The sequence below is a fragment of the Carboxylicivirga marina genome (assembly GCF_016612505.1).
Classification (GTDB): domain Bacteria; phylum Bacteroidota; class Bacteroidia; order Bacteroidales; family Marinilabiliaceae; genus Carboxylicivirga; species Carboxylicivirga marina.
This window is the reverse complement of sequence record NZ_JAENRR010000031.1, coordinates 19,541-43,478: the sequence shown is the minus strand read 5'-3', so window position 1 is coordinate 43,478 and position 23,938 is coordinate 19,541. Positions and strand designations below refer to the sequence as shown.

The following is a 23,938-nucleotide window of genomic DNA, read 5'->3' as shown; positions in this document are numbered from 1 at the left end:
AATGAACAATCATAAAAAGCACTAACGCCTTCTAAATCCACCTGAAGGCCTTGCTGCAGGTCGTGTTGCCGGTCGTGTTGCCGGAGTTGATGGTCGACTCCAGTTTTGCCTGAAACTTTCATTGGAACGATAATTATTATAATTCACTGGCGGACTTGGACGCGTTGCAGGTCTAGTACTCGGCGTTGCCGGCTTTGTTGCCGGACGCTGAGAAGGTTGCTGGCTTGGTCGCGTCGAAGGGCGCGTCGATGGCCTCGCTTCAGGTCTTGTTGACGGCCTTTGATCGGGGCGTACATCAGGCCTTGCAGCCGGACGCTCATTTGGCCATTGTTTTGGAATTATATTACCACGGTTATGATCAATCTTTGCCAAATTACCCCTATCAACGTTTATGTTATTATTTATATTGACATTAACCGTACGGTTAAAATTATAATATGAACGTGGGTGACGATGCCCATGTCGGTAATAATGATATGACAAATGCGGGTAACGATTCGGGTAATAACGGTGGTGCCATCCGACATACCAATACGAAGGCATACCAATAAACACAACTCCACGAGGACCATAATAAAAACCGGTGTGATAATACCAAGGATAAGGTCGCCAATACGGATAGCTATACCAATGTGGGTAACCATACCAGTAAGAATAATGATTAACATGAACCACTTCAACCTCCTTGGTAACCGGATCCGTAATGTTCTTATTCACCATTTCTTCCGAAGCAAATTGCTCAGCTGCAGCAAGCATCTCATCATAAGCTTCCGGATCTCCCTTGAGTTTTTCCTGGTAATCTGCTAACTCCTGTGCCTTCCGTGCTTTAATCTCATTATGTTTCACTTCCAGGTAGGCAGCCATTCTTTCAGGATACTGCTTATTAACACTTCCGGCCAAGCGGGTAAACTCCGAGTTTTCTGACAGGGTCGATAATATCTCAGGCGTATCAATTAATCGTTTTATACTATTCTGAAATTCTTCATCATATTTACCGATAAGTACTGCAAAATCATTACTGTTTTTCTCATTTAAATTCTCGATGGCAGCCAAAGCCTTGTATCGTTTACGACCATACTCCAGAGCTACCTCATGAATATCCTCCGGATAAGAAAGAATCACATTTTCAATTTCACGTTTTCTTAACTTCCCTTCAATTGTTAATTCCTTTAATAAATCAGGATAACGACTCAGCTCATAAATACCAAATTGTGTATCTCTATCATAATCACTAATGATATTCTGAAATGCGAGCTGTGCGTTTTGCTGCTTTTCTTTCAATTCCTCAAGCACCTCAGGATGCTGAGCAACTATTAAGATATCGGTGCGAACAGCCACATCATAATTTGCCAAACCATTAATTAATGTGCTATCTTCTTTAATAATTTCCTTAAACTTATCTAAATCGGTTTGTGCAAATAAGTTAAGCATCAAAGCTTGTAGCAGAAAAAAAATCAGGAACCTTGCCTCCATTTTCTTAAAAACATGTGTCGACTTCATAGGCGTAAAATTAAGTTTCGTTTAGGCTAACAGAATGAGTGCTGTTAAAAGCAAAATATATGCCAGTTTGAAGGTAATTAAAACTGACGATAATCCTTGTTCGTTTTATGCAACATAGCACACATCATAACCATTCAGTTGAGAAATTTGTTACTTGATACAGATATTTACCATTTCATCATAATTTGTCACTACATTTATCTTCGCTTCAGGAAAAAGCAACAGACCTATGACAACAAAACCTAATCGATTAGCCGTTATTACAGGCCCAACAAGTGGTATTGGATACAGATATACTATTGAACTAGCTCAAAAGGGCTACAATCTACTATTGGTGGCCCGGCGAGAAGACAGGCTGATTAAAATGACCCAATCATTGTCTGAAGCTAACAATATTGAAGTAGATTATATAGTTGCAGACTTATCTCAGGAAGATGAAATAAAGAAAGTTGGATACCATTTGCAATTACTCAATCATGTTGAGATTTTGGTAAACAATGCCGGATTTGGCGTTGCAGGCTTTTTTCTGGAAGTTTCACTGGAGGAGCAACTTAAGATGATTAATGTTCACCTGACCAGCACAATTCGATTTAGCAAAGCAGTGTTGCCTGCTATGATAAAACAGAAACACGGATACATAGTTAACATGGCTTCATTTGCTGCATTTATGGAATTACCCGGAAGCGTTATTTACTCAACTACCAAAGCTGCCATTATTAAATTTTCACAAACACTGCAAAGTGAAGTCTCTAATTACGGGGTTAAAATTCAAGCCCTCAGCCCAGGTTTTACACCAACCGCTTTTCATCAATCAATTAAACGTGAGGCTGAATTTGTGGATCGTATACCTCCCTTTTTATGGACCAGTATTGAAAAAGTAGTTCAAACATCACTATCAAATCTGGACAATAACAATGTCATTTGTATTCCGGGAGTCATCAACCATTTATTATTTCTGATGAGTAAATCATCTTTTCTCTCTCGCCTCATGCAAAACATTGCTGTCAAACGACAAAAAGAACAGGTGGTTCCTGAGTCTGTTGTCCCAAATCAGAACCTACAAAAAACCGAAGTCATTGCAGAATAACTCCACCACAACTTCGGTCAAATATTTTAAAAGCTGGTTTACTTACGCTCCAACAATACCACATTTTCAACATGGTGAGTATGAGGAAACATATCAACCGGTTGAACTTTTGTAACCCTATATCGCACATCGAGCAAATTTAAATCGCGCGCCTGTGTAGCCGAGTTACAACTCACATAAACAATACGATCGGGGGCCGTTGTAAGAATCGTTTGAACAACATCAGCATGCATACCAGCACGTGGCGGATCAACAATCATCACATCCGGATGCCCTTGCTTCTCAATAAAATCAAAATTCAATACATCTTTCATATCACCTGCAAAGAAGACTGTATTGTCGATATTATTAATTGATGAATTCACCTTTGCATCTTCAATGGCTTCAGGTACGTATTCTACACCCACCACTTTTTTAGCCTGTTTAGCAACAAAGTTAGCTATGGTACCCGTACCGGTATAAAGATCATAAACAACCTCATGACTTTTAATATTGGCAAAATCACGTGTTACCTTATATAATTCATAAGCCTGTTCAGAGTTGGTCTGATAAAAAGATTTTGGTCCAATCTTAAATTTCAAACCTTCCATCTCTTCGAAAATATGATCGCGACCATTAAATAAAATAATGTCCTGATCGGTAATGGTATCATTCTTCTTCTCATTGATAACATACATTAAGGCAGTTATTTCAGGGAATTGCTCCTTTAAATAGTTCAATAAAGCCTCTCTGTTTTCTTTATCTTCATGAAAAAGCGTTAATATCACCATTAACTCATTGGTCGTACTTGTACGAATAATCAATGTACGCAGAAATCCTTCTTGCTTCTTTAAATCAAAGAACGTTAAGCCATGTTCAAGCGCATATTCTTTAATGGCCAGACGAATAGCATTAGAAGGGTCCTTTTGAAGGTGACATTTTTTTACATCTTCCACCTTATCAAACATTCCCGGAATATGAAAACCAACCCCGTTGCGGTGTTCAATGGTTTCATCACTTTGCAGTTCAGCTTCCGATAACCAACGATTATTTGAGAAGGTGAACTCTAGCTTATTTCGATAAAACTCTGTTTGCTCAGAACCTAATATTGGCATTGATTCGGGCAATTCAACCTTACCAATTCGCGATAGATTATTCAGCACCTCACGTTCCTTATATTTCAACTGATGTTCGTAAGGCAAAGCCTGCCATTTACAGCCACCACACACACCAAAATGTTCACACAATGGCTCTTGCCGTATCTTACTGTATTCATGAAAATATACAGGAAAGCCCTCATAGTAATTACGGCGCTTTTTGGTCACCTGCACATCAACGACATCTCCTGGTACTGCTTTTTGCACAAATACCACCCTATCTTCTACCCGACACATCGCTTTTCCTTCTGCAGCTACATCAGTAATCGTCACCTTTTTTAACAAAGGTTTATTTCTTCGTGATCGTCCCACTTTTATCTTGTTTTTCAGAGCGCAAAATTAGTTAAAAAAGTCCGAAGTTTTCTTAATTAGATGTGAGTAGTGAGATATGAGTAATGAGACAATTTACAAAGCGGAAAATAACCAAACACCTCAACACAACTCAACCTACTCAAATTCAACAACTAATAGTCACAACCAAATAAAAGCATGAAGTCCGAAGAGCATTTAAACGTAATCCCCTCTACTCTCTACTCACCTCTGTCTCTCGTCCTCCATCTTCTGTCTTCCGTCCTCTATCGTCAGCTCTCTGCATTCCAACTAAAATGCTAACATATATCATCTTTAGTGCCCACATCTGCTATAATTCATTATTTTTGTGCCACCATAAAGCAAAACAAAACCGAAATTATTTTTTAATGGAACAAAAAGTATTAACCTACAAAGAGATTGATGCATCGATCTTAAAGTCATTACCAAACCCAACGGGTCAGGCATACGAGATAAAAATTAAGATACCGGAGTTTACCTTCTTAGGGGTCAAAAACCAGCCGGATTTTGCTGATGTATTCATCACCTTTTATCCTAAGAAACGGATTATTGAGTTAAAATCGTTGAAAGAGTACGTACACCACCTACGTAATATTACTGTTTCGTACGAGCGCTTAATCAATGTATTTTACGATCATATGGTTGAAATATATGATCCGGAGCGTATACGTGTAACAATGGTTTGCAACCCACGAGGTGGAATTAGCTCTAAGCTAACAGTTGATTCTGATTGGAAAGTGCGAGGTGGCAATGAAAGCTTCAGCGATTGGAAAAACAATCTGGAAGATACCTGGCAGGTAACAATGTAGGGTTAGAGCAATAGATCATTAGACCAATAGGAATATACAACAAAGGCGACCAATGGTCGCCTTTGTTGTATAAGTTATTTAAAACCATTTTCCTCAAAGCGATTTTCTTCAAAGGAAGATGACGTTCCATTCGCTTGAGATGCACCTGTTGCAAATGGATCACCATCACCATCATCTAAATCATTCCAATCACTTGGTGATTCCATTACTAATGAAATATCCTTATCAAGGCTGTGCTCTATAATTTCAGGAGCTTTATATCTCTTTTTATTTGTCATGTAAATTAATGCTGAGCAAAGAAAAAAATTATCGTTCTATTTGACAAGGATTTTTTGACTTATATTACCTTTCGAATTACTTATATGAATGATATACAATCCAGACTCCGAAACATTAAGCGATATATCCTTTATAAATTCTTCTGATTTAATTAACCTACCTGTCGTATCAAAAACTTTTACGAAAGAAAATTCCTCACTATACAGTTGCACATTTATTATTTTATCAGTAAGCCAGATATTAGAAAACTGTTGTACCTCTTGTTCTATCTGTGTTGCTACTGTATTTACCACTCTAATTTGGAAACGATCTGTAATATCACCTGTTGAATTGCAAGTAAATGAGTAAGAACCTTCATTCAATAAATCAGTATTCACATGCGTATACAAATCTTCTAATGTTATTGCATAACCTTCTTGAAGATCTCTAGTCTCAACTTTCTCAATTGAGTAAGAGCCTACTTCATCAATTCTAACGGACATTGGAATAATTAGCTCTCCATTTGTATTTGGTACTCCTTTAATACAAAGTCTTTCACCACCATGTTCAAAATACGGTTGTGGTCCAACCAATGAAGTACTAAACCTTTTGGCTGTATTTAATTTTGGAATATTTTCTTCATTGGATGAAAAAGCAATAATAACTTCATCTGTATTACCCTCAGTTACACCTGCAATTTTAATGTATGGATATTCTTGTTTTTGCGTGGATTTTAGGTAGGAACCCTCATTTCTTGTTTTACAAGCATCTGTAAGCTGTATAGTACCACTATTTTCAGTATCCACCGTTCTAACAAAAAAACCATGCATCGAAGGTATTAATGATGCAGTACCTGTACTACCTTCTCCGATAGGATTCACATATAATCCTCCCTCACCATTATAGGCTGTAAAACTTCCAGTTTCATTTTTCCATAACCAAAACATATTTGGCACTTCTGGCGAAAGAATTACATTATCCCAGTCTATTGCATGCGTATACGGATTACCGACTACACTATATGCAGTCACTACACCTGCGGGCACATCCAATGTAATATTACCTTCGTTTATTAGACCTGAAAAAACTAAATTGGATGAATTATCGCAACGAATAGCATAACCTCTACCTGTTGAAAGAGTTGCTGACGTAGCTTCCCATTTATTGACATTATTATTATTCCACTGATATGAAGCAACATTTGAACCAATAGTAGCAAACGTTGCATTTTGCACAGGTGATGAAATATGATAAGTACGATTTGATGATGTAATGTTCTGTGTGATATTGACCTTATTATGATCATACGTAAGATCACCTAAAATAACCAACGAGGCATTATTATAAATATCTGATTCTAGATTTATTTCGTTAGCAACATTAAGACTCGTACCACTTGGAATTGTTAAACTCCCCCCATTTTGGATGGTTAGATCGTAAACATCAGCATTAGAGCCCAAAATGGCTCCATTTGTCTCTGTGTTAATATTTAAATATGATCCGTCAACAAACGTATTACCATCTTCCCAATTACCTGCATCATTCCAATCTGACGCAGCACCTCCTCCTGTCCATGTCCTCACACCTAGTGTTGTAAAGCTCCATTCGTTAATATCCGATATTCCTCCAAAAGGTGTTCCTGTTGTTGACTCAACAAATCCAGGTTCCATCAGAATATAATATGACGACTCGGGAACAAAATCATTATGTGTTATTGACAATGTATTACCATCAATAGATAGTTTATCAGAAGGAATTTCAATTAATTCATCGCCAGCAGAGTTTTTAATTCTCAATATGCCTGACCCTAAACTAATTTCGGTATCGAAAGTAAGGCTCAAAGTACGATTGAGAGCCACCCCTTCCACATTATTTCCTGTTCCATCACCATTACCAGGAATATATTGACTTATTGAGGGTGGGATTGGTGCAGCCTCAGTTTTAAAGGTCCAATAAGTATAGTTCTCCAATTCATTATAAAAATAAGCGTCGTCGACTTCAATTGTTCCATCAGGAATCCTAATTGCATATTCGAGATCATTAATTAAACTCTCTCCTCCTTTCGTAAGATCAATCGTAATTGAGTTACCTGTAACACTTACTCTTTCATCCTCAAATTCTGTAAAAGGAGGAATTGGGATTCTTGAAGTAGTAACAGAAATGTAATGGGAATAATCTGTAGCCATTATATAAATCGTATTACCCTCTAGTAAATCTACTGATGTATTTCCTTGAAAAGTCAATGTAATAATAGGGTTTACAGATATATTCTCTGCAGCACGGTCAGGACTGAACACAATTTGACCATAATCAATCTGACCTATAATTACATTATTAGCAGATAAAATCAACAACAAACCTAAAACAGCGCATAAATTTCTCATAATCCTGAATTTTAATAATTCAAACAACTTTCGAAAGATACTAAAATGTATTTACCCACAATTAAATTCTTTTGTTAAATACATCACAACTCCACTTTCTTTGACGAACATCACTATTATCCTTATAACTGAACAAATTTACTTGATAAGTGTCAAACTTGTCAAGTAATCGTAATGTTCGCCTTCTGCTAACATTTTAAATAAGAAACCATTCTCCTTTGCCTTCACTGCCAATAAGGCCGAATCAATAAACAACCACTCAAAAGGTTGGGTTTTATGTTTCTTGTAGGCCATGGTATACATAACCTCTCCGTAATAACGTTCCTCAGGCAATTCACAATAGCTATCCTCATCGATATATAGATAACGCAAATCGGAACTATCTAGTATTATTCGCCCCCCGGGATTTAATAAATGCTTGGCAGATGCTAAAAAAACCGGCAAATGCTCTAGTGCTGCTGCAATGCCAATCCCATTCATCATCAACAGTAATGTATCAAACTTCTCCGTTGGTTCATAAGTATAAAAATCTTCATTAATCACGTTTTTGACACCTCGTTGACGCGCTACCTGGCAACATCCATAAGACGTATCTAACAAAGTAACATCTATACCCTTCTTTTGAAGTTCTAGTGCATGCGAACCTACAGCACCACCAACATCCAATACCCTTCCTGTACAATGATTCAATGCCTTCTGCTCCAGAACAGGCATTTCGTTATAGCTTCTAAACAAATAGTCAACAGGAATAACGTCATCTTCAACTATATTGGATTGTACTTTTATTTCGAGTCCTCGTGCACCACCTAAATACTCAAGTGCCGCCCGCCCTAATGGATCGCTCTTTAATTCTTCTCCCATATTATAAATCTGTGGTGCAAAAATAGCATTTAGCAAAATGATAACCAAGATGTTCGTGAAATATCAGATACAGCCTTCTGCTTTGTAGCACAATCGTACTCACTATGCTCTAAACTCAAACTTTTTTCACATTCAACTCATATTAAAGATAGACTAAACTCACTTGTATTCGAATTTAATACGAGTTTACTTTGAGTTTAGTATGAGTTTACTCCGACTCAGCGACGATTCAATCCAGATATAGGCCCAGGCAAAACTAAACACAGAACGACCTAATTGTGAGCTTCAAAAATACTTACTTAAAAATAAAGCAATACAAAGCCATCTTTCAACTTGCCTTAAAACCAGCATCCAATTAATCATTTGATTAAAAAACCTTACCAATAATTACCAAACAGATTTTTGATATTATATAACGAGCTAATGGTAAGAATTTACAGAATAAAAAAGGCAGATAATATAACCTGCCTTTCTCTTTATTGTAATATCATAAATGACTTAAAAACTCAGCTCTTTTAAGCCTTTAATCGTCGCCTCAGGATTTGACGACTTAAAAACGTAACTGCCTGCTACCAATACATCAGCACCTTTATCAATCAACTCTGTGGCATTTGTATTATCTACGCCACCGTCTATCTGAATTAATGCCCGACTATTTTTTCGTAAAATAAGCTCTTTAAGCTGTTCCACTTTATCAAAGGTATTTTTAATGAATTTCTGACCTCCAAAGCCTGGATTAACAGACATTAGCAAGACTAAATCCAGCTCACTAATAATATCTTCCAAAACTGAAACAGGTGTATGCGGATTAAGCGTTACTCCAGCTTTCATTCCGGCGTCATGAACTGTTTGTACTGTACGATGCAAATGCGTACTGGCCTCATAATGCACATTAAATATATCGGCACCAGCCTTTTTAAACGTTTCGATGTAACGCTCAGGTTGAACAATCATCAAATGCACATCAAAAGGTTTCTTTGCCAAAGGTTTTATCGATTCCAATATTGGAATTCCAAAAGATATATTTGGCACAAAAACACCATCCATTATGTCCAGGTGAAACCAATCAGCCTCACTATTATTTATTAGTTCTACATCTTTTTTCAGATTACTAAAATCTGCCGCCAATAATGATGGTGCGATTAAATGTTTCATTTCTCGATTGCTTATTTATTCAATAAAAAATGTGTTGCAAAAATACAACACATTCATATATCGACCTATGATATTTCACATATTTGTTATTGTCCCAAAAAAGAGCGCAATATCTTACTTCGATAAGTATTTTTCAGGCGCTTAATGGCTTTTTCTTTAATTTGTCGTACGCGTTCCCGCGTTAGATTAAACAGCTTACCAATTTCCTCAAGTGAGTATGGAGGCTCACCACTTAAACCATAATATAATTTGATAATATCAGATTCTCGCGTTGACAAGGTAGCCAGTGAACGATCAATTTCCTGACGTAACGAATCATCCAACAGATGTGTATCAGGACTCAGTGAATCATTCGATAAAAGCACATCGTACAAGGTATTGTCCTCATCCTTTTTTAATGGGGCATCCATTGATACATGACGCGACGACACTTTCAGTGCTTCTTTTACTTCTTTGGGAGCGATCTCCAAAATTTTGGCAATTTCATCGGCCGTTGGTTCACGTTGAAAATCTTGCTCCAGACGTGAAAAGGCATTATTAACCTTATTAATCGAACCAATTTTATTGAGCGGCAACCTTACGATACGCGCCTGCTCTGCTAAAGCCTGAAGTATTGACTGTCGTATCCACCAGACGGCGTAACTAATAAATTTAAAACCTCGTGTTTCATCAAAACGCTGAGCTGCTTTTATCAATCCAAGATTTCCTTCATTGATTAAATCTGGCAAACTCAATCCTTGGTTTTGATATTGCTTAGAAACCGAAACAACAAAACGCAAATTGGAATTTATAAGTCGTTCTAATGCTTTGTTATCTCCTTGCTTAATTTTTTTGGCTAAAACAACTTCCTCATCCGCATTAAGAAGCTTAACTTTTCCAATTTCATGCAAATACTTGTCCAGCGAAGGCGTCTCGCGGTTAGTAACTTGCTTAGTAATCTTGAGTTGTCTCATATCTAAATGGTTATGTTTGGTCCTGGTTCTTTATAACAACGCCGAAGCAATGAAATTTGTTTAAAAGCTTTTTTAAAAATGCATTTTTTTTTGCGACTTACAAAGTGATTGATAGTTAAAATACTAAGCTATTTCCATTAATTTGACGAAAATGTTTTGTGAGTAGATAAACTTTCCATAGATTTGCATGAACTAAAGTTGACGCCTGTCAGGTAGTCAATCCTTATTTTAACTTTCGAGTATTATAATTCAGAATACAAATTAATCCAAAAGGATATTTCTTAAAATATTGTTACTATAGTTATGTATGATATACTAGAACTAAACAAAAAGCTTTTGACAGAATTACGTCAAATTGCTAAAGAGCTTAATGTCAAGCGTGTTGAATCCTTCAAAAAACAGGATTTAGTTTACAAAATCCTTGACGAACAAGCCATTCAGGTTTCAGCTGATAAGAAGCCTAAAAAAGACAAACCCACCGAAAAGAAACCTCGAAGCAAACGCCCGCGCACTCAGCGCAACGATGGACCGGTAGCCTCATCTGTTAAATCAAAAGTAGCCGAAGCTGCAGGTGCTATTAATGACAAAGAAGAGGAAAAAGATAAATCAGCTGAGGCTCCTGCAAAGAAGGCAGAAGTTAAAAAAGAGTCGGTAAAGAAAGAGCCTGTTAAGGCATCTAAAAAGGAGACCCCTAAAGAAGCCCCTGCACAAGAAGCTACTGAAGCAAAAGAAGAGGTTGAAGAAAAAGCGCCTAAAGCAGAAAAAACAGAACGACCTGAGAAAACAGAAAGAACAGATGCTCCTCGCGATTTTAAGCGTCGTGATGACAACCGCGACAACCGCAACCGCGATAACCGCCAAGGTGATGACAAACGTCGTTTTCAAAACCGTGACAATAGAGACAATCGTCGCCAGAATGATCGTAGAGATGACAAGCAATACGAATTTGAGGGTATCATTTCGGCATCCGGTGTATTAGAAATTATGCCTGATGGCTATGGCTTCCTGCGCTCATCTGATTACAACTATTTGAATTCACCTGATGACATCTATGTATCTCAGTCACAGATTAAGTTATTTGGCCTAAAAACCGGCGATAGCGTATTAGGTACCATTCGCCCACCAAAAGAAGGTGAAAAATATTTCCCATTAATTAAGGTGGAACAAATCAATGGTCGTGAGCCTGCTTTTGTGCGCGACCGTGTGCCATTCGATCACTTAACGCCAATATTCCCGGATGAAAAATTTGATTTAACCACCGGGCCGAAATCCAATTTATCATCACGTGTGGTTGACATGTTCTCGCCAATTGGTAAGGGGCAGCGTGGATTAATTGTGGCACAGCCAAAAACTGGTAAAACAGTTTTATTAAAGGATGTGGCCAATTCCATTGCCGCTAATCACCCAGAAGTATACATGATCATCCTCTTAATTGACGAACGTCCGGAGGAAGTAACAGATATGGCACGCAGCGTAAATGCCGAGGTTGTTTCATCAACATTTGATGAGCCAGCTGAGCGCCATGTAAAGGTTGCCAACATAGTACTTGAAAAAGCCAAGCGAATGGTAGAATGTGGTCACGACGTTGTTGTACTACTTGACTCTATTACACGTTTAGCGCGTGCTTACAATACAGTTTCACCTGCTTCAGGTAAAGTTCTGTCTGGTGGTGTTGACGCCAATGCTTTACACCGTCCAAAGCGTTTCTTTGGTGCTGCGCGTAACATTGAAAAAGGTGGTTCATTAACCATTATTGCAACAGCATTAACTGAAACCGGTTCTAAAATGGATGAAGTGATCTTCGAAGAATTTAAAGGAACCGGTAACATGGAACTTCAGCTTGAACGTAAGCTTTCTAATAAGCGTATCTTCCCTGCAGTTGATGTTAACATGTCGAGCACTAGACGTGAAGACCTATTGATTGAGCCAGATATGATGAATCGCATCTGGATACTTCGTAACTACTTGTCTGATATGACAGCTGTTGAAGCAATGCAATTCTTACATGACAGAATGCGCAAAACAAGCTCTAATGAAGAGTTTTTGATTTCGATGAACGATAATTAACGTAAAATAGATTCTAAAGAACGGGATGCCAATAGCATCCCGTTTTTTTTACCATAATTCTGCTATTTCAAAGCAATGCCATGCTTTGCTTTCGTTCTTCATTTCCTTTCCTTACTTTTATGTGTTAAAGAGTAAATTTAACAGGCAACTTAGCAATATTCTCTTTTAATTCACTTTAACTAAACACATAAATTTCAACTCAATGAAGCGCGTTATTATCTTTTTGGCAGACGGTTTTGAAGAAGTAGAAGCATTAACCCCTGTTGATGTATTAAGACGAGCTAATGTGGAGGTCACCACTGTTTCTATCACCGAAAATAAACAGGTTTGTGGCTCGCATAACATTAGCGTGCTTGCCGACCAAACATTTAACTCAACCGATTTTTCGAACATTGATGCCCTTATATTACCCGGAGGTATGCCTGGTACGCATAATTTAAATGCCCATGCCGAATTAAAAAAAGTGATACTCGACTTTGCTGATAAAGGAAAACTAATTGGTGCCATTTGTGCAGCCCCACTCATTTTGGGCGAACTTGATTTACTGAAAAATAAAAATGCTGTCTGTTACCCTGGATTTGAGGCACATTTAAAAGGTGCTAATATTTCATCAGCGAAAACAATTCAAGATGGTAACGTCATAACGGCCAATGCTATTGGTGCATCCATGCAGTTTTCCATAAACTTGGTTAATGAACTATGCGGAAGTAAAGTCGCCAATGAGCTGGCACAAAAGATGCTGGTGAGCCACTAAAAAAGAAAAGGACAATGAAGCCGTTGCTACTTGTCCTTTTACTAACCTAACCCAAATCTATGAAAAAAATCTGATAGGTTTAATTCAATATATATGCCATAAATACTGATATACAGTTATTAAACGTTAAATTACACTTTGATTTGTTAATTAAGAACTCGATTGCCTGATTGCTAATAAAAGAAAATATGCACACTCGAACCATATTGTTTTTACTAATCATTTTCGGTTGCAACACATGGCTATGCGGAAATGATTTAAAATTTAAATCATTTAATCTTGATGATGGTATATCCGGCAGTACTGTCACCTGCTTTTATAAGTCACATAATCAATTAATGTGGCTTGGCACCGACAAGGGCATTGATTTATTTACAGGACACGACTTTATTCCTTTACACCAATTTATTGTTGATTCAGCTCATACAACTCAAAGTTCAATAACCGACATAACCACTTTGGATAATAAAACTTTATGGGCTGGCACATGGGGCGACGGGCTTTTTAGTGTAAACATAGAAACTGGTCAATACAAACATTATTGGGCTGCTGAAGAATTAAATAACTCAACGATTAGCGATAATTACATCAACTGCCTGGAAGTCTTTGATGATCAATTGTGGATTGGCACAAATTATTGTCTTAGCCACACAACAGGTAATGGCTTTACTCATTATGAGTTTGAGGAAGTATTGACAAAGGGGATACCGGACATAAGAGGAATAATACCGAGGTACAACCAACTACTGAGTATTTTTACCAATTCGGGCGAAATTATTGAACTCAATTCGCAAACAGGCACCTATAAAAAAGTAGCAGAAATAGCAGTTCCTTTAAGCAACATAACGCGGGTAGTAAAAGATAAATATAAAAGGTATTGGATAGGCACCGAATACAGTGGATTAATTTTATTAGATGAGAATTACCAAATACTTCAGCCTGAGGCTCCATTTTTTAAGAGCTTAAAAAATTCTCATATATCTGACTTGAAATCACACCCTGAATATGGTGTATTTGTAAGTTCCGATGGCGGAGGTTTATTTCTAATAAACCCAGATAACTTAAAGTATAAGCATTTCAAACACGATAATGACAAAAACTCATTGGCAAGCAACCAACTTGAGAGCCTACTAATAGATGATGAGGGTTTACTTTGGATTGGCTACTTTAAAGGCGGTTTTAGCAAAGCGAATTATGAAGGCGATGGTATCAAGCATTATTACAAGCGTAATATTTTACCAAATAGAAATGTAAATTGTTTTGCCGAAGACTTTAGTGGCACCATCTGGATAGGCACTGAAAATGGTTTATCAATACTAGATAAATCATTTAAACAAGAGAACCTATCCGCATTTAATAAAAAAGTGAGCAAGCTACTACAAAACTATCCTGTTACTTCGCTATCAACCAATCACAACAAAGAGAAAGTGTATATTGGCACCTACAACAATGGCCTCTTTATCATCAACCTGTCAAAGAAAAGCATCGTCAATCTCACAAAAAACAACTCTAGGCTACAAAGTAACTTTATTCGCTCGGTTAAAGAAGCTGACGATTCCACGCTGTACATCGCAAGTGTTGATGGAGGACTTTATAAATACGATGGAAATGTGTGTGAGAAGATTAAGGTTTATTACCAAAACAATTATGAGATACAGGACTTCTTCCACATAGAGCTTATTGATGATAAGTCACTTTGGCTATCAAGTGCCGGGAAAGGTGTTTTACGAATAAATACATCAACCGGTTCAGGAGAATTATTTGATTCTGTCATTTCCACTATTTGTTATAGCACCTGTATTACAAAAGACTCATCTGTTTACATTGCTACTAACAAGGGATTGTTTGAATATAACTCAGGAAATAATGAATTTAATATAGTGAGTGATAAATATCCGAATATTGAATATTATGGTATTTCAGAAAGCTCTAAAGAGTACCTCTGGATAAGTAGTTCTTCCGGACTTTTCAGCTTCAACAGAACAAACAATGAATTAGAAGGTATTAACAGCTTAAATATTCAGAATATAGAGTTTCACCCTGGCTCCTTCTATCAACTTGACAATGGAATGCTTTTATTTGGTGGCACCAATGGCTTTAACTTGATTGACACAGAGCAGTTCACACCTCACCATGATACACCCGAAATATTTATCAGTGAATTAAAAATTTACAATACCTCCATTAAACCAGGACAGCCACATAATAATAACGGAAAACTTGAACGTCAAATAAACTATGTGGATGAAATTTCAATAGCTGCCGACATTGACTTATTCAGTTTAAGAGTAAACAGTCTTAGTTACAGAAATTTTCACACCAACAAAGTTGCCTACAAAATCACCCAAAATAACAAAGAAAGCGAGTTCTTTTATGCCGATGGAGAAATAACATTTCTGAATATGAAGCCAGGCCAATATGAACTATCTATTTATCCTATTAACCCATCAAACAACGAAGTTATAAAGGCCTCAGCTAAAAAAATAAGCATTATTAAACATTCGCCATGGTGGCGCTCCTACTGGGTTTATATAGCACTCTTACTCGTTATTTCATTAACTGTTTTAATTCTTCATAAATTAAGAACAAGAGAATACAGACGAACAGAGAAAATCCTCCAAAAGAAAGTAACAGAGCGCACAGCCGCCTTGTTAAGCCAAAAGGAAAGGTTACAACATCAGAAAAATGAACTTCAACAGATACTTGTTAAAAACGAAAAGCTCGAATCCTTTAAAGAAGTTATCATTAGCATGATAATTCACGATTTGAAAAACCCTCTAAATGGCATCATTGGTCTTTCATCATTAAATGAAGTCGAATACCTTGAACACATTAATAGTTCAAGTCGTCAAATGTTGTGTTTAGTAGAAAACATACTGGATGTCAGACGCTACGAAACGCATTCACTTAAATTATTTTACCAGCATTGCGATATCAGACAGCTTGCAAACGAGGCCATAGACGAAGTGCGTTTCTTACTTAAAAACAACCAAATAGAGATAATAAACCTGACTACACCAATGCAGGTGAATGTTGATAAAGACATCATGCGCAGGGTATACATTAATCTATTGACCAATGCTATAAAATACAGCAAGATAAATGGAAAAATCACTTTAAGAAGTGTTACCAATAATAAGCAAAACGAAAAAACATTACTTTTGTCCGTGCAGGATGAAGGACATGGAATAGCCGATGATTTTAAGGAAAGTATCTTTGACCTTTATCAGCAAATTGAACTAAAGAAATCTGGCCAGGCTAACTCTAACGGATTGGGACTTAGCTTTTGTAAAATAGCCGTGAATGAACATCATGGCAAAATTTGGGTAGAATCGGCAATTGGAAAGGGATCAACTTTCAATATCGAAATACCTATACAATAGCAGCCTAATCAACTAAAGTTTCATATTAACCTTAATAAAAAAAATGAAGAAGCAATTAGTAATTATGGCTATCAGCCTGTTATGCATGACAGCTGTTGGGCAGGTAAAAAATCAACATGCACTTGGAGCAAGGCTTGGAGGAGGTAATACTTTCGGTTCACAAGTAACCTACCAATATGGCTTATCGAATTACAACCGCGTAGAGGTTGACCTTGGTTTTAACGCCAATAACAATGGTAATGGATTTAACTTATCAGGTATCTACCAATGGGTCTGGAATATTGAGAGTGGCTTTAACTGGTACGCTGGTCCGGCAGTAACACTTGGTTCCTGGAGCTACAACAGCGACTACGATGGCAGTGGTAATTCAGGTGCATACTTCGGAATTGGCGGACAAATTGGTGCCGAATACAATTTTGAAGAAGTACCAATCAACCTCAGTTTAGATACCATGCCACAGTTTGGCTTTGGGCCGTCAAACCAACATTTTAACATGGGATTATCCTTAAGTGTTCGCTACGCGTTCTAAATAGAAATACAGCATCATAAAAAGACTCAGGCAGTTTGCCTGAGCTTTTTTTATGCTTTTACATCAATATTGTCCTAATTATTTTTTGAAATTGGGCTATCCGCCCGACTTACTGCTGAAACGATTAAGAATACTCAATTCTCAATCGTTCCGATAATGTCAAAAACTAAGGAAAAAGCATCAAGGCTGCACCAGCTTCGATCAAAAAACTACAGTTGATGACTGAAATTGTTTTAAACTCGACTTTTTACGTTCCTCCAAAAGCCTCAAGCAGAAAACAATTCTTAAGCGTCATTTCAACCTTGTTTTTTGTCTCATCTGCTGAGGCCCTTTCGTAACAATACATCTCGTGGTACAACTAAAAACGTTTAGGACGCTATTGCTTTTACATTTTAATTTCCTGTTATAAGTCAGGTTTAAGATATTTTTCAGTACTAAATGCACTGAAATAATTTGAATTTATTACATTGCACTTCCCAAGGTCGAAATGTATAATGATTAAACTCAAAGCAAATACTGCGGTTTTAAATCAGTGCTCAAAAGCTCATAAGCACTGCATTATGCATTTTTCATTTTCATCTATTGCATTAATAAGCCTTTATGGTCGGTTTGGCATGGGCTTATTTGAGTGCTGGATTTTCTGATTTCCCCTTACCTGATATCAATAAATGGTACTGAGCCATCTCTATAGTTGTACGCTTTCGTGTACCTCTAATATTACAAGCTAAACTATTTAAAAGTAAATCAAAACCAATGAAGAAGTTAATCACTCTTTTATGTGTTGCATGCTATCTGGTACCGGCAACAAGCCAGATTAGCATCGACACAAGCAACTATCAACGCGCCGAACAATTTATTTCATCAAACATTACTAAAAAGTATTATAATTCATGGGTTAAGCCACAATGGGTAAAAGATGCCGATTTCTTTTGGTACTCAACCAACACTAAAAAAGGAACCGAATACATTAAGTGTCAGATTAAAACTGGCGATAAATCACCTTTATTTGATCAAGAAAAATTGGCTGCTCAAATAGCAAAAGTACTTGATAAAGAAGTGAAGGCTTTTAAACTGCCAATATCATCCATTGAAGTGAATAAAGATGCAAATCAAGTTCAATTTAAATCAGGCAAACAGTGGTTTAAATACCAAATCACGCAAGATCAACTCCAAACATTTGAAAAAGAAAATAAGCCAAAACTTTCATCACAATCGCCAGATAAGAGCAAAATGGCAATCGTTCATAACTACAACATCTGGTTAAAAACAGACACTGATTCCATTCAAATCACTAAAGATGGTAATAAAGGCAATGGTTATGGCGTTTCACCATCGTGGTATTCAACAAAAAATATTGAACTTGAAAATGATCATCCTCTGGAATTAGATATTAACTGGAGCCCTGATGGTAAATACATTATTGCAGGCAAATATGATCGTCGACAAGCCCGCAACCTATATTTATATAAGGTATTACTCAATAAGGGGCATCGGGCCGAAGTGCTTGAATACGAACGTCCCATTGCTGGCGATAGCATTGTGCCAACCGTCGAATACATATTAATTGACGTTGAAAATGCTAATTACAAAGCACTTGACATTCCGGCAAAAGCAACATTTTTGGCTTATGGTTTTAATTGGTCAAAGGATGGGTCAAAAGCTTTTCAAGTCAGCTTTAATCGTGGCTACCAAAGTGTTGAAATTTATGAGTTAATCGCTGCAACAGCTGCAACAAGAACAGTATTCTCAGAAAATGCGGAAACATATGTTGATCCAAACACCAGCAACCTACGACTTTTGAATAAACAGAAACAACTTTTATGGCTCTCTGAACGTGACGGCTGGCAACACATCTACCGCATCGACCAGTCAACTGGCCAGGTCATCAATCAGGTTACAAAAGGTGACTATGTTGTGCGCGACATTCAGCACATCGACGAAAAAGCACAACGAATCTTCTTTACAGCAGGAGGAAAAGAACCGGGTGTTGACCCCTACCTCCCATTATTATATTCGGTTAAATTCGATGGCTCAGCATTAAAAAAGCTTACTCCAGAGGCAGCTCATCATACCCTGTTCTTTCATGAAAACAGTCCGTATTTTGTTGATAACTACTCAACAATTGAAGAGCCTAATGTTGCTATACTACGTCGAAGCAAGGATGGAAAAATCATCAAACGACTAGAAACCGGTGATATCTCAGAAATATTGGCCATGGGTTGGCAGAAGCCTGAGCCTTTTGTCGTAAAAGGCCGTGATGGAAAGACCGATATTTACGGTGTACTATTTAAACCTCATAATTTCAATCCTAACAGGAAATACCCAGTCATTGAAGGAACTTATAGTGGTCCGCAAACCATTAGAGCTCCTAAAACCTTTTATCGTGGATTATCAAATGACGATACTCCTCTAACTCAACTTGATTTTGTACTGGTCAATATAGATGGCATGGGTTCAGCTTTCCGTTCTAAAGCTTTTCATGATGTTTCGTATCGCAATTTAGGTGATATTGGTGGCCCGGATAAAATGATTGCCATTAAAACACTTGCAGAAAAATACCCGTGGATGGATGCTACACGCGTCGGTATCTTTGGTCATTCGGCTGGCGGATACGATGCTGCACGTGCTCTATTGGCTTATCCTGACTTTTATAAAGTTGGTGTGGCTACGGCCGGCAATCACGATCATCGCTCAGCTAAAGCCTGGTGGCCAGAATTGTACATGGGCTACCCAGCTGGTGAAAACTACGATGAACAAAGCAACTACACCCATGCTAAAAATCTGCAAGGCCATTTACTTTTAGTTCATGGCGATCTGGATCAGAATGTGAATCCAACAGCCTCCATGCGATTAGCGGCTGAATTAATAAAAGCTAACAAGGACTTTGAACTTATTCTGGTACCAAATAAAGACCATAGTCAGGTATACTACGATAACTACCTGACACGTAAACGCTGGGACTTCTTTGTAAAGCACCTGCATGGCATTGAGCCTCCTAAGAATTATAAAATAAAGTAATTTCAATCTACTTGACACGAAATAATCAGAACCTACAGGAAATATTTTCACGATGAAAACTTCTAAGAGGCAATGCAGAATTCAACTATAAAACATTTAAACCTCAATACCATATGTTCTCAAAAGAAACTTATATCAAACGACGCCAAAAACTGGCAAAAGATGTTGACAAAGGCCTGTTATTGTTTATTGGCAATACCGAAAGCCCCATGAACTATACCGATAACACTTATCGTTTTCGACAGGATAGTAGCTTTTTGTATTTCTTTGGACTTAAGCACCCCGATTTAGTTGGTGTTGTTGATGCTGAAAGTGGCGTGTCGAGCGTTTATGGCGATGACTATACCATTGACCACATTGTGTGGATGGGCAACCAGCCAACCATTGCTGAACGAGCTACAAATTGTGGCGTTCATAAAACGGGAACAACAGCTGATTTATTGGCCACGCTCGAAGCTGCCAAAGCCGCCGGTAGACCAATTCATTTCCTACCTGTTTACAGGAGCGAAAGCAAAATAAAGCTATTGGAATGGCTAAACATCCAACCATCTGAAGTAAAAGAAAGAGCTTCATTGGAACTGGTAATAGCTGTAATCAAACAACGCAATTACAAAAGTGAAGAGGAAATTATTGAGATTGAGAAAGCCGTAAACACAACCGTTGAAATGCATCTGGCTGCAATGCGCTTTGCACGACCAGGACTTACCGAAGCGCAAATTGCTGCCGAAGTAGAACGTATTGCTTTAGCTGAAGATGGCGCTATCAGCTTCCCGGTAATTGCCACTATTAACGGACAAACGCTGCACAATCACTACCACGGTAACACATTAAAAGATGGCGAGCTATTTTTATTGGATGCAGGCGCCGAAACATCAATGGGATATGCCGGAGATATGTCCAGCACCTTTCCTACCGGTAAGAGTTTTACATCAAGGCAAAAAGACATTTATCAGGTGGCACTTAACTCACACGAAAAAGCCATTTCCATGCTTAAGCCTGGCGTTGCCTTTAAAGAGATATACTTAGAATCAGCACGCGAAGTTATGCGTGGCATGAAAGATCTTGGTTTTGTTAAGGGTAATATTGACGATGCAGTTGCATGTGGTGCGCATGCCATGTTTTTCCCATGTGGACTAGGCCATATGATGGGGCTTGACGTACATGACATGGAAGACCTTGGTGAACAATATGTGGGATATCATAACGAAGCAAAAAGCACTCAATTCGGCATGAAATCATTACGTTTGGCACGTAAGCTTGAACCGGGTTTTGTACTCACTATTGAACCTGGTATTTACTTTATCCCTCAGCTGATTGACAAGTGGAAAAATGAAAAGCATTTGCTAGAGTTCTTAAATTTCGATAAACTTGAAGAATACAAAGATTTTGGTGGTTGTCGTAATGAGGAAGACTTCTTGATAACAGATACAGGGTATCGTTTACTGGGTAAACCTCTGCCAAAAACCATCGAGGATGTTGAAAAAGAACGCTTAAAAGCATTTTAATCCAGAACTATGCGAATTCTTTCATCACAGGTTATTGAGCAAGCTGCTGAACCCACATTGTGGACCGATATTATGGAATTAGCCCTTAAGTCAAGTAATGATTTGGACTATTTCACACCTAAGCGAATGCATGTTGATATTAACGACAATACTTTGTTATTAATGCCATCCGTTGGTCCCGATATGTTTGCCACTAAATTGGTGTCTGTTTTTCCCAATAATGTCAAGCACGGAAAAGCGGCCATTAATGGCACCGTTGTTTTAAACGATGGTGCTAGCGGAGAATCACTGGCTCTGCTGAATGGTGCCAAGCTAACAGCAATGCGTACGGCAGCCGTTGCCTGTGTTGGAATTCGACATTTATCAGATCCTTTAGCAACTACACTGGGAATTATTGGAGGTGGTGCACAAGGCAGACACATAGCTTGGCTAGCCAGCCATGAGCGCGATTTGGAACGCATATATGTCTACGACCGCTCACCGCAGACCATTAGTGAGTTTATCAGTTTTATGGCCGATAAATGCCCCAATGTAGATGTTGCTCTTTGCGAGGATGCCCAACAGGTTGTTGTCAATAGTGAAATTATCGCAACGGCAACAACCTCTCCGGAACCTGTCATTCCTAATCTGGAAGACTTAATTATTGGCAAATGCTTTATTAGCGTAGGTTCGTATAAACCTGATATGCGCGAGTTGCCTGAATCAATATTTCGCCTGATTGATAGTGTTTGGATTGATGCCGAGCATGGTAAAACGGAAAGCGGCGATTTAATTTATCCGCTTGACAAACAGATGATAAAAGAAGAACAGGTTAAGCACATCTCATCACTAATTGAGCAACCCAATGAGTTAGGTTTCAGAGAAACACGTTTATTTAAAACGGTTGGTCAGGGCATCTTTGATTTGTTTGCTGCCAAGCTTGTTTATGAAAAAGCTTGTGAAAGCAATTTAGGAGAAGAAGTAAATCTTTAACCAATAGCTATTGGCAAGATGTATTGCAGAGTAAATAATCCCCTCGGGGAGATAGGCACAAGGAGTGAGGCGGCACATACTTTAGCTTGCATAGAGTTTTTCATAAATTCAGCTCTTAAACACTTTAATTTCTAAAAATAATTAAATGCTCACCCTTAATAACTGGACTCCACCCAAAGAGTGGCTTCAGATTAAAACGATAGATTTACATACCGGAGGCGAACCATTGCGCGTACTTTATGGTGGATTGCCCGAGATAAAAGGCAATAACATCCTTGAGAAACGTCGTTTCTTCCGCGATAATCTTGATTACATACGCACGGGCACGATGTTCGAACCTCGTGGTCATGCCGATATGTATGGCGCTCTCATTACGGAACCTTTTACTAAAAATGCCGACTTTGGCACTTTCTTTATCCACAACGAGGGATATAGCACTATGTGTGGTCATGCCATTATTGCACTTACCAAGCTCGTTTTTGACACGGGAATGATTCAGAAAAGTGGCGATGAACCTGAGTTAACAATAGATGCTCCTCCGGGATTAATTCGCTCAAAAGCCTTCAGAAAAGATGGTGTTGTCGAGAAGGTTTCATTCCTAAACGTACCATCATTCTTACTTTATAAAGATGAAACCATATATGTAGATGGCATTGGCGATGTGACTTTCGATGTGGCTTATGGTGGTGCTTTTTATGCTTTTGTTGATGCCTATAAACTGGGCATTGGGCTGAAAGAAAAGGATTACAACCAACTGATTGACTGGGGGCGCCGCATTAAATATGCAGTAATGAATAAATATGAGATAAAGCATCCGTTTGAAGAGGATTTAAGTTTTTTGTATGGCACTATCTTCACTGGGAAACCACAAAATCCTATGCATCATAGTCGCAATGTGTGCATTTTTGCCGAAGGAGAAGTTGACCGCTCATCAACAGGCTCAGGCGTCAGTGCAAGAGCTGCTCTTCATCATGCCAAAGGTGAGTTAATAGCAGGTAAACGCATTACCATTGAAAGCATATTAGGCACTACCATGGACGTGATGGTAAGTGAAGAAACAAACTATGGACCACACAAAGCAGTGGTACCAGAGGTTAGCGGAACAGCCCATTTGACAGGTAAAAATGAATTTTGGTTTGACCCCAATGACCCTTTGAGAAAAGGATTTATTTTCAGATAGTAAATCACATATGAACAACACTCAGACTATCTGTTGAATTTGCATTCAAAATAAGAG

Annotated in this window: 17 protein-coding genes; 10 read left to right on the top strand and 7 right to left on the bottom strand. The window is 38.0% G+C overall.

Going from position 1 to position 23,938, the window contains the following annotated elements; all coding sequences use genetic code 11:
* Positions 1–21: 21 nt before the first annotated feature.
* On the bottom strand, positions 22–1,500 hold the full coding sequence (locus JIV24_RS13335; protein ID WP_200465549.1) for a DUF3300 domain-containing protein: 1,479 nt from the start codon (positions 1,498–1,500) through the stop codon (positions 22–24).
* A 229-nt stretch (positions 1,501–1,729) separates the two neighbouring features.
* On the opposite strand from JIV24_RS13335, the gene JIV24_RS13330 reads away from it, so the two are divergent.
* A complete protein-coding gene (locus JIV24_RS13330) occupies positions 1,730–2,587 on the top strand; it encodes an SDR family NAD(P)-dependent oxidoreductase (RefSeq protein WP_200465548.1) in 858 nt (285 codons plus the stop codon).
* Positions 2,588–2,625: 38 nt separating this feature from the next.
* Here JIV24_RS13330 and rlmD read toward each other — a convergent pair whose 3' ends face one another.
* Entirely contained in the window at positions 2,626–4,035 is a 1,410-nt protein-coding gene (gene rlmD, locus JIV24_RS13325) for a 23S rRNA (uracil(1939)-C(5))-methyltransferase RlmD (RefSeq protein WP_200465547.1), read from the bottom strand.
* 386 nt (positions 4,036–4,421) lie between these two features.
* Between rlmD and queF the strand changes: the two genes are divergently transcribed.
* On the top strand, positions 4,422–4,862 hold the full coding sequence (queF, locus tag JIV24_RS13320) for a preQ(1) synthase (protein WP_200465546.1): 441 nt from the start codon (positions 4,422–4,424) through the stop codon (positions 4,860–4,862).
* 74 nt (positions 4,863–4,936) lie between these two features.
* Here the strand turns inward: queF and JIV24_RS13315 are convergent, their stop codons facing one another.
* The 5 genes from JIV24_RS13315 to JIV24_RS13295 all read right to left on the bottom strand — a co-directional run bounded on the left by JIV24_RS13315 (position 4,937) and on the right by JIV24_RS13295 (position 10,473).
* Positions 4,937–5,140, bottom strand: a complete 204-nt coding sequence (locus tag JIV24_RS13315; RefSeq protein WP_200465545.1) for a hypothetical protein — start codon at positions 5,138–5,140, stop codon at positions 4,937–4,939.
* 36 nt (positions 5,141–5,176) lie between these two features.
* On the bottom strand, positions 5,177–7,504 hold the full coding sequence (locus JIV24_RS13310) for an Ig-like domain-containing protein (RefSeq protein WP_200465544.1): 2,328 nt from the start codon (positions 7,502–7,504) through the stop codon (positions 5,177–5,179).
* 138 nt (positions 7,505–7,642) lie between these two features.
* Positions 7,643–8,365, bottom strand: a complete 723-nt coding sequence (locus tag JIV24_RS13305) for a class I SAM-dependent methyltransferase (protein ID WP_200465543.1) — start codon at positions 8,363–8,365, stop codon at positions 7,643–7,645.
* Between the two features lie 498 nt (positions 8,366–8,863).
* The gene (gene rpe / locus JIV24_RS13300; protein ID WP_200465542.1) at positions 8,864–9,520 is read right to left on the bottom strand and encodes a ribulose-phosphate 3-epimerase; all 657 of its coding nucleotides are present in this window, start codon (positions 9,518–9,520) and stop codon (positions 8,864–8,866) included.
* Between the two features lie 86 nt (positions 9,521–9,606).
* Positions 9,607–10,473 carry a sigma-70 family RNA polymerase sigma factor gene (locus tag JIV24_RS13295; RefSeq protein ID WP_200465541.1) on the bottom strand — a complete coding sequence of 289 codons (867 nt, stop codon included), beginning with the start codon at positions 10,471–10,473 and terminating at the stop codon, positions 9,607–9,609.
* Between the two features lie 303 nt (positions 10,474–10,776).
* On the opposite strand from JIV24_RS13295, the gene rho reads away from it, so the two are divergent.
* The 8 genes from rho (at position 10,777) to JIV24_RS13255 (ending at position 23,881) form a co-directional block, all read left to right on the top strand.
* On the top strand, positions 10,777–12,540 hold the full coding sequence (rho, locus tag JIV24_RS13290) for a transcription termination factor Rho (RefSeq protein WP_200465540.1): 1,764 nt from the start codon (positions 10,777–10,779) through the stop codon (positions 12,538–12,540).
* Between the two features lie 202 nt (positions 12,541–12,742).
* Positions 12,743–13,294 carry a DJ-1 family glyoxalase III gene (locus JIV24_RS13285; RefSeq protein ID WP_200465539.1) on the top strand — a complete coding sequence of 184 codons (552 nt, stop codon included), beginning with the start codon at positions 12,743–12,745 and terminating at the stop codon, positions 13,292–13,294.
* Between the two features lie 188 nt (positions 13,295–13,482).
* On the top strand, positions 13,483–16,677 hold the full coding sequence (locus JIV24_RS13280) for a sensor histidine kinase (RefSeq protein WP_200465538.1): 3,195 nt from the start codon (positions 13,483–13,485) through the stop codon (positions 16,675–16,677).
* A gap of 43 nt (positions 16,678–16,720) precedes the next feature.
* A complete protein-coding gene (locus tag JIV24_RS13275; protein ID WP_200465537.1) occupies positions 16,721–17,206 on the top strand; it encodes a hypothetical protein in 486 nt (161 codons plus the stop codon).
* 753 nt (positions 17,207–17,959) lie between these two features.
* Positions 17,960–20,224 carry a S9 family peptidase gene (locus JIV24_RS13270; RefSeq protein WP_200465536.1) on the top strand — a complete coding sequence of 755 codons (2,265 nt, stop codon included), beginning with the start codon at positions 17,960–17,962 and terminating at the stop codon, positions 20,222–20,224.
* 113 nt (positions 20,225–20,337) lie between these two features.
* Entirely contained in the window at positions 20,338–21,729 is a 1,392-nt protein-coding gene (locus JIV24_RS13265; RefSeq protein ID WP_200465535.1) for an aminopeptidase P family protein, read from the top strand.
* A 9-nt stretch (positions 21,730–21,738) separates the two neighbouring features.
* Entirely contained in the window at positions 21,739–22,701 is a 963-nt protein-coding gene (locus JIV24_RS13260) for an ornithine cyclodeaminase family protein (RefSeq protein ID WP_200465534.1), read from the top strand.
* 145 nt (positions 22,702–22,846) lie between these two features.
* The gene (locus tag JIV24_RS13255; protein ID WP_200465533.1) at positions 22,847–23,881 is read left to right on the top strand and encodes a proline racemase family protein; all 1,035 of its coding nucleotides are present in this window, start codon (positions 22,847–22,849) and stop codon (positions 23,879–23,881) included.
* Positions 23,882–23,938 lie beyond the last annotated feature (57 nt).

Coding starts and splice junctions, on each gene's coding strand:
- JIV24_RS13335 (WP_200465549.1), bottom strand. CDS start 1,500: ATGAAGTCGACACATGTTTTTAAGAAAATGGAGGCAAGGTTCCTGATT.
- JIV24_RS13330 (WP_200465548.1), top strand. CDS start 1,730: ATGACAACAAAACCTAATCGATTAGCCGTTATTACAGGCCCAACAAGT.
- queF (WP_200465546.1), top strand. CDS start 4,422: ATGGAACAAAAAGTATTAACCTACAAAGAGATTGATGCATCGATCTTA.
- JIV24_RS13315 (WP_200465545.1), bottom strand. CDS start 5,140: ATGACAAATAAAAAGAGATATAAAGCTCCTGAAATTATAGAGCACAGC.
- JIV24_RS13310 (WP_200465544.1), bottom strand. CDS start 7,504: ATGAGAAATTTATGCGCTGTTTTAGGTTTGTTGTTGATTTTATCTGCT.
- JIV24_RS13305 (WP_200465543.1), bottom strand. CDS start 8,365: ATGGGAGAAGAATTAAAGAGCGATCCATTAGGGCGGGCGGCACTTGAG.
- rpe (WP_200465542.1), bottom strand. CDS start 9,520: ATGAAACATTTAATCGCACCATCATTATTGGCGGCAGATTTTAGTAAT.
- JIV24_RS13295 (WP_200465541.1), bottom strand. CDS start 10,473: ATGAGACAACTCAAGATTACTAAGCAAGTTACTAACCGCGAGACGCCT.
- rho (WP_200465540.1), top strand. CDS start 10,777: ATGTATGATATACTAGAACTAAACAAAAAGCTTTTGACAGAATTACGT.
- JIV24_RS13285 (WP_200465539.1), top strand. CDS start 12,743: ATGAAGCGCGTTATTATCTTTTTGGCAGACGGTTTTGAAGAAGTAGAA.
- JIV24_RS13280 (WP_200465538.1), top strand. CDS start 13,483: ATGCACACTCGAACCATATTGTTTTTACTAATCATTTTCGGTTGCAAC.
- JIV24_RS13275 (WP_200465537.1), top strand. CDS start 16,721: ATGAAGAAGCAATTAGTAATTATGGCTATCAGCCTGTTATGCATGACA.
- JIV24_RS13270 (WP_200465536.1), top strand. CDS start 17,960: ATGAAGAAGTTAATCACTCTTTTATGTGTTGCATGCTATCTGGTACCG.
- JIV24_RS13265 (WP_200465535.1), top strand. CDS start 20,338: ATGTTCTCAAAAGAAACTTATATCAAACGACGCCAAAAACTGGCAAAA.
- JIV24_RS13260 (WP_200465534.1), top strand. CDS start 21,739: ATGCGAATTCTTTCATCACAGGTTATTGAGCAAGCTGCTGAACCCACA.
- JIV24_RS13255 (WP_200465533.1), top strand. CDS start 22,847: ATGCTCACCCTTAATAACTGGACTCCACCCAAAGAGTGGCTTCAGATT.